This is a genomic window from Paraglaciecola sp. L3A3, assembly GCF_009796765.1.
GTDB lineage: Bacteria > Pseudomonadota > Gammaproteobacteria > Enterobacterales > Alteromonadaceae > Paraglaciecola.
This window is the reverse complement of the sequence record NZ_CP047023.1, coordinates 283,273-295,598: the sequence shown is the minus strand read 5'-3', so window position 1 is coordinate 295,598 and position 12,326 is coordinate 283,273. Positions and strand designations below refer to the sequence as shown.

Here is a 12,326-nt window from a genome sequence, read left to right as displayed (position 1 = left end):
TTAAATAACTATGCACTCATTTATTGGAGTTGGTATTAATCCCTTTACCAATAAACTGTTCGAATTTTTTCGGACTGCCGTTTTCATCGCCTGTTAACAGGAAATACACCATGCCAGCATCAGAAAAATCAGCCACACCATTAGGATGTCTTTTCATTCTCTGGTAAATCCACCTAACTGTTTCATCCTTGTGTTCTTTCATCCATAGCCAAACTGACCAATCATGTTCAGAGTGCCAAAGTTGATTTGCATCCCACTTGGCATTTTGGTCAATAATCTTCTTGTATTGAATGCGGTTACCACTTAATGCAATCGCTTCAGTGAGAGTATGGTGTTTCTGGCTTGCAGGAACTGGCTTCTTATCGAATTTAGGATCCCCCCTGCGTAGATGATTATCATTGTATCCACTATGTGAAATCACATATACGTGGGCAAGGCTTTCAATTTTTCCTAATTTAATAACTTGTTGTACTGCACGATAGAAAAACTCTGATGGCCCCATATGAATAAAAAACAATGGGTCTTCTTTTGTAGACACTTGCAAGACCCGAACTAGATCATTTAATGCTTTTTGGTAATCTTCGCTGACATCAAAAAATTTATTGGAATCATATCCCCAATTCTGAATCGCGCCTTCAACTCCCACCGCCATTTCGTTTATGGCCGTTGTATGAGGTGGCGAATTCATGAAGTTATTGTAAGAAAAATGCACTAACTGATTTTTCTTATTTGCCTTGGCAATAATAGCCAAAGCAGCAGGTGTTGCGCCCCAGTCATCGGGATCGGCTGTTGTCCAAAAATGCATTACATCTGGTTGATTATTACCATCTGCACTGATAGCAATTCTATTGTTTTTATATCCCCATCCGGCCGCATCAACATAATCAGCATACAAAAACAAAAAACTACATATAAAAACAAACAAAACATGTTTCATTTAAAATCATCTCGCAAATTAACTAAATCATTAGTTTTTAACTTACAATTACTTTAGGCAATAGATCTAGGTTTAATCATGGTTATATGCTATTAAACGGTTAACTATTTGTATTAAGCATGTAAAATGTAACGGTTACATTTTCACTTTAACACCAGTAAAAACGGGACTTTAAACAATATGAAAAACACAGTTCCGTCAACAGAGGACTTGTATCGACAACTGCAAAATATTAAACACAGTAACGTACTAGGTCGCTCATCTAACTTAAGCAAATTACTAGAATACTTAGTTGAAAAAGAAATCCAGCGAATAGAACAACAACCAGCCTTGATCCACCCACCAAAAGAAATAGAAATTGCCATCAATGTGTTCAAAAAAAATGTGGATTTTAACTCTACTGAAAATGCATCCGTTCGTGTACACATCTCCAGATTGAGAAAAAAATTAGAAGAATACTACTTAGATGAAGGGGCTAACGAGGACCTGCGCATTTCCATTCCTGTAGGAGAATATCGATTAGCTTTTATTCAAAACAATACGATAAATAAAGTAGATAATAATATAAAAATTAACCTAAGACATGAGAAAACACTCCGCCTCAAGCCGATATTGTGGCGACAAAAATTCATTTTAAGTATTTGTATTATCAGCCTAGTCATACACGTATTAATTTTTACTTTTTTCAACAAAAACACTTTAAATACAAATAATATAAATTCTCATACAATTTGGAGTGACTTTCAGTCCCCTCAGTATAAAAATATTATTGTGCTTGGAGCGCCAATGTCCTCTATCGAAGGCTCGAATATTGAAGGCGATTTTAAAGGGTCTACAAATCTATCAAGCTTACACAACGAATCTGTTAGCAAGAGCTTAGTATTAGCATTTAAAAATTTATTATCTATATCCGATAACTTTAGATATACGCAGGTTATTTTATCTTCTGCCTTAACAGCTTATGAGATCAAACATGCCAATATTATCTATATTGGCCATTTTGAAAATATGGGCGTGTTGCAAAACTACTTTAAAAGCTCTGCATACCAATACAATAGTGTACTCAAACAACTTGAACATAAAAGCACTGGGCAGATATACCTATCCCCTGAAAATGACATGACTAATCAATATACTGACTATGGACTTTTTGCCAAGGTAGATGGCCCTAGAAATAATAAAATTTATATCATGTCTGGATTTACTGATTCATCGCTACTTTGGTTAAGTTGGTTTCTAACCAACGAAGTTAATCCTACTTCCAAAGAATTTGAGGGCTCGATTGCTCATTATGATCTCAATCAAGGCAATAACGTTGAATTATTGTTTAAGATACCGAGCATGAATGGCCAGGATCTCAGTCATGAACTGATTTCCAGCTCTAAAATTGTGAGTGAAAACATATGGAATTTACCCTGAAGGTTGATTAGTAACTATCTAAAAGGGAACAACTATTACTGCATAGCGACGCCTTGATCAAAAAAACCTGGGCGCATTATGAGTCACGACTAATTTAGCGAGTATGGTATATCCTTCCACAACATAAGATTTCACCTGAATCAACCGCTTATGAGTTATCGGCTTATTTAAAATCTATATCAGTGTGTCCTTGTTGCCTTTTAACCGCAATTCGCTGGTTTTTCCCGACAAGAATCTTCAGTTGATTGAAGGTTTCTAAAGCCAATATTTTTCGCTGATTAACACTCCATATTTTGTGATAGATGTGTTTAATAGCACGATTAGAATCCGGTGATTTTTCGAGTAATTGCTTAGCTAATTCAGTAGCCGCTTGCATTGGTGATGCTGCCACTTGGGTAATTAGCCCCATGGAAAGCGCCTGTTTAGCATCAATGATTTCACTGGTCATTGCTAATTTAATAGCTTGATCGCTAGCCACACATTCACGTAATGCCACTGTACCACCCATATCGGGAATTAAGCCCCAACGGGATTCCATAATTGCCAATGAACAGTCCGGTGAGGCAATTCTAAAATCGCCTCCCAACGCAATTTGCATGCCCCCACCCCAGCATTTTCCGTGCAACACCATAATCACAGGTACATTTAAACGGCGCCAACCGATACACATTCTTTGCGCTAGATTAGCGTTGCCGGGTAACCACTTCCAAAGCAATTTAAATGCACTACTGCGATTGGAAAGTACCGACTTTATATCAAGGCCAGTACAAAAGTTTTCGCCCGCCGCAGATACAATTACCGCCCTTATCGCGGGGTCAGCTTTTATGCTTTTTATAACCTTGTCGATACCTTGAAACATAGCTAGATCTATGGCGTTATATTTTTCAGGACGATTTAAAGTAACCTTAGCAATACCGCTTTCGAGAGTTAGTGTGACACGAGATTCAGACATAAAACTGGCCCATTACTATAAGAGAGTCAACTTTATCAGATAGGAAATGGCGCAGTTAAGGTTTTTGCATTCTCTGTCAACCAACAACATCTGCTAATAATTTATTGTGTATCCATTCCCATGCTTTCAAGTTTTAACAGAATGTCTGTTTTTTGCTGATTAGCAATATCAAGCCGGTGTTTTCCTTCCTTAACGGCAATTATGGTATATAACGTATTTAGACCTGTCCCCTCTACTTTTTGTTTTAAGCGCTTGTACAATTCGAATGAATCAATAGCCATAAATTGTTCTACTGTATGAATATCAACCTTGGCTAGCATTTCTTCACTTCTAAGACCAAAACCCTTTAAATCACGAATATTCATGCCTCGAAAAGGCGTAGCGTTAGGCATTTGTATTCTTTGCCACCAAGCGTCATCGGCTTGAATATGTCCATGCTCATCAACATAGGGGTATTCAATGCCCTTGCGGTCACATATTTCACGGTACCTAGGGAAACCTCCTTGAAATAACACTTTTTGACATTCAGCTTCAGACAATTGCGGCTTATCATACATACCTGCAAGCTGTCTTTGTCTTTGAGCTTCGTACAAAATTAATGCCGCGGCCACAGAGACATTCAATGACTGCACCATACCCACCATAGGGATCACAATTTCTTGATCAGCAAGGGCAATGGCTTCATCAGTTGCGCCGTGCTTTTCTTGGCCAAGAATAATGGCAGTAGGTCGGCTGTAATCTATTTCGCGAAAATCCACAGCCTTATCAGACAGGTTGGTCACTAACACTTGCATATTTTGTTGCTTTAAATAAGCCACGGCATTTTCGGTAGAAGTATGTTCACGAGTATAAACCCAGTTTTCACTGCCCATGGCGGTGCCTTTACGAATTTGGGCTTTTTTCTTCCAAATAGCCTGAACTTCATGCACACCAACAGCATCGCAACTACGCACAATAGCCGACACATTGTGTGGCTTATCTAGCTGCTCTAAACAAAGGGTTAAACTGGGTTGTCGTAAAGAGAGAAGTTGCCTGATACGTGCATTGCGTTCAGGCGACATTTTAATTTCTACGCTCATAAATAGTGACAAGCCTAACTTATTCTGGCAATTCCATTACACCGTCAATTTCAATTTGTACACCTTTAGGTAATGCACTGATTTGTACTGCAGCTCTAGCTGGATAAGGCTTTTCAAAGTATTGACTCATGATTTCATTCACAGTGGCAAACTTTGATAAGTCTGTTAAGAAAATATTTACTTTAGCCAAATCGTTAGTGGTGCCACCAGCTGCAGAACAAACCGCTGAGACATTTTTAAATACTTGATGGGCTTGTTCTGCGAAATCTTCAGAAATCACTTCCATTGTCGCTGGTACCAGTGGAATTTGCCCAGACAAATAAACAGTTGTACCAGATTTAATCGCTTGGCTATAAGTACCAATAGCGGCCGGAGCTTTATCTGTATGAATAACAGACTTAGTCATAGGAATATCCTTTTATAAATAGTTTGATAAATAAGTGTTGTTAGGTGTTTTTTCTTGCTTGACTGTGTCGAGAGACTTTTTGTACTTCTGGCATGATACGAATTTTTCGCATGACATTTGCTAGCTGTAGACGGTTTCGGATACTCAACTCAATATCTATGTAATAGACATTACTTTCTTTTTCTTCAGTTTGCAGGCCAATAATATTAGATCCCGCAGCCGCCACTGTACTGGTTAACGTAGCTAACGTACCTTGACGATTAATTAATTCAATGCGAATTGACGCATGGAAGTCACCGCTGACTTCATGACCCCATTGCATAGTGAGTACTCTATGAGGTTCTTCTTTGCTCAATTTACGAATGTTGCTACAACCATTCTGATGAATAACTAAGCCTCGACCAGGGCTTAATACCGCAACTATTTCATCATCTGGAATAGGATGGCAACAACGAGAGTAAGACACCAACAGACCTTCGGTGCCACGAATGGCCACATTCTTTTCTTTATCTTCAAGCTCAGTTGATTCACCCAGTAGTCGTCGAGCGACTATGGCGCTTAATTCGTTACCTAAGCCTATATCTGTCAACAAAGATGAAAAATCATTATGTTTAGTTTCTGTTACCACACGATCTATATCTTGTTGTGGCACATCATCCAGTTTTACTCTGCCTAATGCGTGCCTGAGCAAACGGTTGCCCATGACAATAGCTTCTTCAGAACGCTGAGTTTTCAAATAATGGCGAATGTGAGAACGTGCTCGGGCACTGACCACAAAGTTCAACCAGTTGGCGTTGGGTTTGGCTCGTGGTGAGGTAATAATTTCAACAGTTTGACCGTTGACCAAAGGTTTACTCAAAGAAAAAGGTCGTCTTTCTACTTTCACTCCAACACACGAATTCCCTACGTCAGTATGTACTGCATAAGCAAAATCAACGGCTGTAGCACCTAAAGGTAATTCAATAATGCGACCATTAGGGGTAAATACGTATATTTCATCTGGGAATAAATCGGTTTTTACATTTTCAATAAATTCAAATGAAGAGCTAGCGCTTTGCTGCAACTCGATTAAAGATTGCATCCACTTTTGAGCACGTACTTGTGCTGTGGTGTCATTAGTATCATCAGAATCTTTATATAGCCAATGAGCAGCTACGCCCTTATCAGCCATTTGATCCATATCAAAAGTTCGGATCTGAATTTCTACAGGAATGCCATGAGGACCTATTAACGCTGTATGTAACGACTGATAGCCATTCGTGCGAGGAATGGCGACATAATCTTTAAATCGCCCTTCGATAGGTTTATACAAGCCATGCATGGCACCTAAAACGCGATAACAGCTATCGACAGAATCAACAACAATTCTAAAAGCATAGATATCCATCACTTCGTTGAATAACAGTTCTTTATTTTTCATTTTGCGATAAATGGAATAAAGATGCTTTTCACGACCTGTAGTTTGCGCTTTAATTCCTACTTCGCTCAGTCGACTTTCTACTTCTTTCTGGGTATTTTCAATAATTTCTTTACGGTTACCACGAGCCTGTTTTACTGCGCCTTTTAAAGCACGAAAACGTAAGGGGTACATGGCTTGAAAGCCTAATTCTTCTAATTCATTTTTTATGTCATGAATACCCAAACGATGGGCAATGGGAGAATAAATATCAAGCGTTTCGCGGGCAATACGGCGTCTTTTGTCTGGTCGTAATGAACCAAGGGTGCGCATGTTGTGAGTACGGTCAGCCAATTTGATCAAAATGACACGTATGTCTTGCACCATGGCCATCATCATTTTGCGGAAATTTTCGGCCTGGGCTTCTTGTTTATTACTAAAATGAATTTTATCTAACTTACTAACACCTTCAACCAGTTCAGCCACAGTTTGACCAAACTCAGCACTGAGATCTTCTTTACTGTGTTCAGTATCTTCAATTACATCATGTAACAAAGCAGCCATGATAGTTTCATGGTCTAGACGCATGTCTGCAAGAATAGCCGCTACGGCAACTGGGTGGGTAATGTAAGGGTCACCACTAGAGCGCATTTGACCGCTGTGAGCATCTTGAGCAACAACAAATGCACGCTCAGCATCCGCAACCCTTTCAGGCGACAAATAATTCTCAAGCTTTTGTTTTAAACCCTCAAAAAGATACACAAGAAACGCTTATAGTAGTTAATTAAGAACTTAGAATACGGGGAAAAAGGCAACAAGCCAACGGCTAACATCGAAAAATGTAGCCGTAAGCTAAAAAAACACTTTATTCTGCTGAAAGAATATTCGCTACCGATGCAAATTCAGCTTGATCTTGCTCTTGTTGATCGCGAAGGGTCTCTGCTTCCAGTGTATCAGCAGTCACTAATCCTTCTTCAATTTCACGCAATGCAAGAACAGTAGGCTTATCTGTGCCTCTTGGAACTAAAGGCTCTTTGCCTTCAATTGCAATTTGACGAGCACGACGAGCGGCTACTAAAACTAAATCAAAACGATTGCCAATCTTATCTACAGCATCTTCAACTGTTACGCGAGCCATGATGATCTCCGTCGGGTGGTAATATGAAAAAAAGGTCGCATAGTGTACTGATAATTTACATACTTTAAAAGCTATTTGATCGCGAAATGATCAATCTATGGGAAATAAGTTAAATTCCTTGAAACTATTTTCAGCTTAAGCTTATACTGCGCCCTCTTGTCGGAGTGCCTTTTGGCTGAGACCGTTAATTCGGGAACCGTTGAACCTGATCAGGTTAGTACCTGCGAAGGAAACAAGTGAGAGCTAGTTTTTTGGCTTTTTTATGCCTAGTATAAAAGTTAGTTTTTAGCTAACAATCTTAAGATCTATCGATAGTTTATCGATGGTATTTTTATTGTTGGCATTTTCAACATGATATTTCTCCAGACAAGCAACTTCCTTTTCAACTGTATTTGTGAGATTGCTAATGTCAAATCGTCGTCAAACCCGTGCGCAAGCACAACAATTTATTGATAATTTAAAACCCTTATTACATCCCAATTCGAGCAAAGTATATCTGCCTGGTGTTCACCATGACATCCAAGTGGGCATGCGAGCGATTCACCAAACCGATACTATTATAGGTGGCAGTGAAGAAACACCAGTGACTGAAAGTAATCCGGATATTATGGTATACGACTGCGCTGGTCCTTATTCTGATCCTGAGGCGAACATCAATGTACGCCAAGGTTTACCTAAACTAAGACGAGACTGGATCATTGGTCGGGACGATGTAGAACAATTACCAGATGCCAGTTCCCGTTATACCCAACAACGCATGGCAGACGATGGCTTAGATCACTTACGTTTTGATTCTTTAGATAAACCACTAAAAGCCAAAGCGGGCAAGTGTGTCACCCAAATGCACTATGCCAAAGCCGGTATTATTACCCCTGAAATGGAATACATCTCCATTCGTGAAAATATGGCCAGAGAACAAGTCACTCAGGAAGTATTAACTCAAAAAGCACCGGGCCATGGTTTTGGCGCCACAATCGGCCAACCCATCACAGCTGAGTTTGTACGTGATGAAGTGGCTCGTGGACGAGCGATTATTCCAGTCAATATTAATCACCCCGAAGCGGAACCTATGATTATTGGCCGTAACTTTTTAGTTAAAGTGAACGCCAATATTGGTAATTCAGCGGTGACCTCGTCTATTGAAGAAGAAGTTGAAAAACTGGTTTGGTCTACCCGTTGGGGTGCTGATACAGTAATGGACTTATCAACCGGCCGTTATATCCACGAAACCCGTGAATGGATAGTACGCAACTCTCCCGTTCCAATTGGTACTGTGCCGATTTATCAAGCCCTAGAAAAGGTCAATGGTGTGGCTGAAGATCTCACTTGGGAAGTATTTCGCGACACGCTAATTGAACAAGCCGAGCAAGGCGTTGACTATTTCACTATTCATGCGGGAGTCTTATTACGTTATGTGCCTATGACCGCCAAACGCTTAACAGGCATAGTGTCGCGTGGTGGCTCAATCATGGCCAAGTGGTGTTTATTTCATCACAAAGAAAGTTTTTTGTATCAGCATTTTAGAGAAATTTGCCAATTATGCGCCGCCTACGATGTGTCACTTTCATTGGGTGATGGAATGCGCCCAGGTTGTATTGCCGACGCCAACGATGAAGCACAGTTCGCCGAGCTAGAAACCTTAGGTGAACTGGTTAAAGTCGCTTGGGAATACGATGTACAAACGATCGTCGAAGGTCCAGGGCATATTCCTATGCAACTCATAAAACAGAATGTTGAGATGCAACTTGAAATTTGTAGTGAAGCTCCGTTTTATACACTCGGCCCACAAACTACCGACATTGCCCCAGGCTATGACCACTTTACCTCTGGTATAGGTGCGGCTCAAATCGGTTGGTACGGTGTGGCGATGCTATGTTACGTCACACCTAAAGAACACTTAGGTTTACCCAACAAAGAGGATGTAAAACAAGGGCTGATTGCCTATAAAATTGCGGCTCATGCAGCTGATGTGGCTAAAGGTCATCCAGCAGCACAAATCCGCGATAACGCCCTTTCTAAAGCCCGTTTCGAATTCCGCTGGGAAGACCAATATAACCTAGGCCTGGATCCTGAAACAGCAAGAGCTTATCACGATGAGTCACTGCCTCAAGAATCAGCCAAAGTGGCACATTTTTGTTCTATGTGTGGTCCTAAGTTTTGTTCAATGAAAATCACTCAGGAAGTAAGAGATTACGCAGCCACACAGCCTATTGATGTAGAACAAGATGCCACCCGTTTAGTAGAAAGCCGGATGTTAAGCGAAGCTGATATTTTGCAAGCGATGGACATCAAAGCAAAAGAGTTTAAAGCTCAGGGAGCGAATATCTACACCCCTGTTATAGAACCAGTAACTGACAGTTCGAAATAACCATGATAGGCAAAGATACCCGCCCCTCATTGGGCACTGCGCCCAATGAGGGGCGTCCTATTGTCTGGAGCATAGCTGCTTCAGACAGTGGTGGTGGCGCTGGAATTCAAGCAGATAACTTGACCATTCAAGATTTAGGTGGTCACGCCTGCAATATAATCACAGCCACAACGGCACAAAACTCTATACAGATAACCAGCTTAGTTGCTAGCTCTATTCAAATGCTGGCAGCGCAATTGGATTGTTTGCGTGTAGACATGCCTCCCAAAGCAATAAAAATTGGAGTGATGGCCAATGCTCAACAAGTACAGTTTATCAGCCAATGGTTAGCTGATAATTTAACGTTACTTGAAAAAAGCTTAGGGCAATCAATCCCAGTGATTTGGGATCCTGTAATGATCACAAGCACTGGCCATATGCTAACCGAATCGGACACAGCGCCGACAGTTACTGACTATCTTCAGCTTGCTAAACAGGTCACATTAATCACACCAAATTTTAAAGAGTTTACACATTTAACTCAGACCGAAATGCTGCCTGAACAAGAGGAGCTATGGCAAAATCAGCTGCAGTTAATGGTGCAACAACTTGCCACCAATGTGCTCCTCACGGGAGGAGACCATGCTAAGCAGCAAGCTACCGATTGGTTATTCAGCCATGATATTGAACACACCTCATTAGACCATCAACAACAACTGATTGGTTTTAGTCATAATAAAATCCTAAGCAGTAATAATCATGGTACTGGCTGTACCTTTTCGTCTGCTATTGCCACCACTGTGGCTCTCGGTCACCCGCTCTTAGATGCCATTTGTATTGCTAAAGCTTATGTCAATCAAGGCTTAATTTCCGGTTATGCTGTAGGTCAAGGTGCGGGAGTGCTAGCCCGGATTGGCTGGCCAAATAAGTTAGATGATTTTCCTGAAATTATCCTGCCCCAGTACAACAGACTTTACTCTAAACAAGACTTAAGCTTTAAGGCACTAAAAACACCGATAAAGATTTATCCTGTAACACAATCATTAACTGTACTTGAACAAGTATTACGATCTGGGGCGTTAACCGTACAATTAAGAATTAAAGACACAACAGATCTAATTCAACTTGAACAAGATATTCAACAAGCAATTCGTTTAGGTCGACAATATCAGGCACAAGTTTTTATTAATGACCATTGGCAGTTAGCCATCAAACACGGTGCTTTTGGTGTTCATTTAGGCCAAGAAGATTTGTTACAGGCCGATCTGCAACAAATATCATCTGCTGGTTTGGCACTAGGCTTATCGTCTCATGGTTACTTTGAAATGTTATTAGTGCAACAAACTGAACCAAGCTATCTAGCGATTGGCCATATATTTCCCACTCCCACCAAAAGTATGCCATCTCAACCCCAAGGGCTGTTAAAGCTGAGCCGTTATTGCCGATTATTGAAAGAGAAACTACCACTGGTTGCTATTGGCGGAATTGATGCAAATAACTTGGCTTTAGTACACGCAACAGGGGTCAATGATGCAGCTGTCGTCAGAGCGATAGAACAAGCAGATGATCCTGGTATGGCATGGCAATCCTTGCAAAATCAATGGCAGAGTTACTTATGAGTCAACTAACGAATTCACAACTAGTGCAATACTACCGCCAAGTGTTATTACCGGAAGTAGAAGAAACAGGGCAATTGAAGCTGTTAGCACAACATGTGTTAATTGTTGGTGTTGGCGGCTTAGGTACACACTGCGCGCAACAACTTTCGGCAGCCGGTATAGGACATCTACATTTGATGGACGACGATGTAATTGAAGCATCTAACCTACCTAGGCAGATATTGTTTAGCCCAAAAGATATAGGACAAACAAAAGTCACAGCCGCTCAATTTCAACTTTCAAAATTAAGTGGCAAGCTAAATGTAAGTACTTACTTAAATTTATTTACATCCGAAACAATGCAAAACCTGTTGCAGAGCAACAAAATTTTACAGATGGCAATACAGCAGAAACAATTTACTGTTTTAGATTGCTCAGACAACATGCTCACACGACAAGCTGTAAACGCTTGGTGTGTGTCTAATAAAGTGCCACTTATCAGTGCATCAATTAGTGCCAATGATGGTCAGCTTTTATTAATCGATCCAATCAAAACACCACAGCAAGGATGTTATCGCTGTATTTTCACTGAACAGAACACCTCTAACACTTGTGCCGAAATGGGAGTTCTTGGGCCTAGCGTAGGCGTGATGGCTAGTATGCAATCGTTGCTGGCCTTACAACATATATTAAATATTGCAGAAACCACGCAACCATTACACATATTTGATGGGCGAAATTTAAGTTGGCGAAAACTAGCTAGACATAGTGATCCGAATTGCCCTGTATGCCAGAAATCGACGCCAATTGTCACCACTAACGAGGAACATAAGTCATGTTAGTTATATATATTAATGAACAAAAATTAGAGATTGAACCAGGTAGTAACCTACAGCAAGCGGTTGAACTATACATAAATCAAAACCAGTCAGTTAAACTGGGTAATATCGCCTTAGTTATCAATCAAAATATTATTCCCAGTAGTTTTTGGCAAAGTCGACGCTGCCAAAATCAGGACAGTATCGAGATATTTACTGCTGTAGCGGGAGGGTGA

At 40.5% G+C, this 12,326-nt stretch carries 11 protein-coding genes and 1 riboswitch; of the genes, 5 read left to right on the top strand and 6 right to left on the bottom strand.

The genetic code is table 11. The annotated features are described in order from the left end of the window. Positions 1-16 precede the first annotated feature (16 nt). Positions 17-937, bottom strand: coding sequence for a hypothetical protein (locus tag GQR87_RS01215; RefSeq protein ID WP_199271671.1), 921 nt, complete (start codon positions 935-937; stop codon positions 17-19). 180 nt (positions 938-1,117) lie between these two features. On the opposite strand from GQR87_RS01215, the gene GQR87_RS01210 reads away from it, so the two are divergent. Beyond that, positions 1,118-2,356: a hypothetical protein gene (locus tag GQR87_RS01210; RefSeq protein ID WP_158965740.1), complete on the top strand. Its 1,239-nt coding sequence runs from the start codon at positions 1,118-1,120 to the stop codon at positions 2,354-2,356. A 163-nt stretch (positions 2,357-2,519) separates the two neighbouring features. Here the strand turns inward: GQR87_RS01210 and GQR87_RS01205 are convergent, their stop codons facing one another. From GQR87_RS01205 to rpoZ, 5 genes are all read right to left on the bottom strand, one after another. Continuing rightward, the gene (locus GQR87_RS01205; protein ID WP_158965738.1) at positions 2,520-3,308 is read right to left on the bottom strand and encodes a crotonase/enoyl-CoA hydratase family protein; all 789 of its coding nucleotides are present in this window, start codon (positions 3,306-3,308) and stop codon (positions 2,520-2,522) included. Positions 3,309-3,409: 101 nt separating this feature from the next. After that, positions 3,410-4,369 (bottom strand): tRNA (guanosine(18)-2'-O)-methyltransferase TrmH, encoded by a 960-nt coding sequence (trmH, locus tag GQR87_RS01200; protein ID WP_370459628.1) that lies wholly within the window; start codon positions 4,367-4,369, stop codon positions 3,410-3,412. A 37-nt stretch (positions 4,370-4,406) separates the two neighbouring features. Further along, positions 4,407-4,793: a RidA family protein gene (locus tag GQR87_RS01195; RefSeq protein WP_158965733.1), complete on the bottom strand. Its 387-nt coding sequence runs from the start codon at positions 4,791-4,793 to the stop codon at positions 4,407-4,409. A gap of 40 nt (positions 4,794-4,833) precedes the next feature. After that, positions 4,834-6,951, bottom strand: coding sequence for a bifunctional GTP diphosphokinase/guanosine-3',5'-bis pyrophosphate 3'-pyrophosphohydrolase (gene spoT / locus GQR87_RS01190; protein WP_158965731.1), 2,118 nt, complete (start codon positions 6,949-6,951; stop codon positions 4,834-4,836). 103 nt (positions 6,952-7,054) lie between these two features. Further along, on the bottom strand, positions 7,055-7,327 hold the full coding sequence (gene rpoZ, locus GQR87_RS01185) for a DNA-directed RNA polymerase subunit omega (protein ID WP_158965729.1): 273 nt from the start codon (positions 7,325-7,327) through the stop codon (positions 7,055-7,057). A 150-nt stretch (positions 7,328-7,477) separates the two neighbouring features. Next, a riboswitch (TPP riboswitch) is annotated at positions 7,478-7,576 on the top strand. Between the two features lie 157 nt (positions 7,577-7,733). Between rpoZ and thiC the strand changes: the two genes are divergently transcribed. From thiC to thiS, 4 genes are read left to right on the top strand one after another with little or no spacing between them, the layout of a single operon-like run. Then, the gene (gene thiC, locus GQR87_RS01180; RefSeq protein WP_158965727.1) at positions 7,734-9,695 is read left to right on the top strand and encodes a phosphomethylpyrimidine synthase ThiC; all 1,962 of its coding nucleotides are present in this window, start codon (positions 7,734-7,736) and stop codon (positions 9,693-9,695) included. Positions 9,696-9,697: 2 nt separating this feature from the next. Next, complete coding sequence (locus tag GQR87_RS01175; protein ID WP_158965725.1) at positions 9,698-11,293, top strand: bifunctional hydroxymethylpyrimidine kinase/phosphomethylpyrimidine kinase; 1,596 nt, start codon at positions 9,698-9,700, stop codon at positions 11,291-11,293. Next, the gene (locus GQR87_RS01170; RefSeq protein ID WP_158965723.1) at positions 11,290-12,114 is read left to right on the top strand and encodes a HesA/MoeB/ThiF family protein; all 825 of its coding nucleotides are present in this window, start codon (positions 11,290-11,292) and stop codon (positions 12,112-12,114) included. Before GQR87_RS01175 ends, GQR87_RS01170 begins: the two co-directional genes overlap by 4 nt. Further along, the gene (gene thiS, locus GQR87_RS01165; RefSeq protein WP_158965721.1) at positions 12,108-12,326 is read left to right on the top strand and encodes a sulfur carrier protein ThiS; all 219 of its coding nucleotides are present in this window, start codon (positions 12,108-12,110) and stop codon (positions 12,324-12,326) included. Before GQR87_RS01170 ends, thiS begins: the two co-directional genes overlap by 7 nt.

Coding starts and splice junctions, on each gene's coding strand:
- GQR87_RS01215 (WP_199271671.1), bottom strand. CDS start 937: ATGAAACATGTTTTGTTTGTTTTTATATGTAGTTTTTTGTTTTTGTAT.
- GQR87_RS01210 (WP_158965740.1), top strand. CDS start 1,118: ATGAAAAACACAGTTCCGTCAACAGAGGACTTGTATCGACAACTGCAA.
- GQR87_RS01205 (WP_158965738.1), bottom strand. CDS start 3,308: ATGTCTGAATCTCGTGTCACACTAACTCTCGAAAGCGGTATTGCTAAG.
- trmH (WP_370459628.1), bottom strand. CDS start 4,369: ATGTCGCCTGAACGCAATGCACGTATCAGGCAACTTCTCTCTTTACGA.
- GQR87_RS01195 (WP_158965733.1), bottom strand. CDS start 4,793: ATGACTAAGTCTGTTATTCATACAGATAAAGCTCCGGCCGCTATTGGT.
- rpoZ (WP_158965729.1), bottom strand. CDS start 7,327: ATGGCTCGCGTAACAGTTGAAGATGCTGTAGATAAGATTGGCAATCGT.
- thiC (WP_158965727.1), top strand. CDS start 7,734: ATGTCAAATCGTCGTCAAACCCGTGCGCAAGCACAACAATTTATTGAT.
- GQR87_RS01175 (WP_158965725.1), top strand. CDS start 9,698: ATGATAGGCAAAGATACCCGCCCCTCATTGGGCACTGCGCCCAATGAG.
- GQR87_RS01170 (WP_158965723.1), top strand. CDS start 11,290: ATGAGTCAACTAACGAATTCACAACTAGTGCAATACTACCGCCAAGTG.
- thiS (WP_158965721.1), top strand. CDS start 12,108: ATGTTAGTTATATATATTAATGAACAAAAATTAGAGATTGAACCAGGT.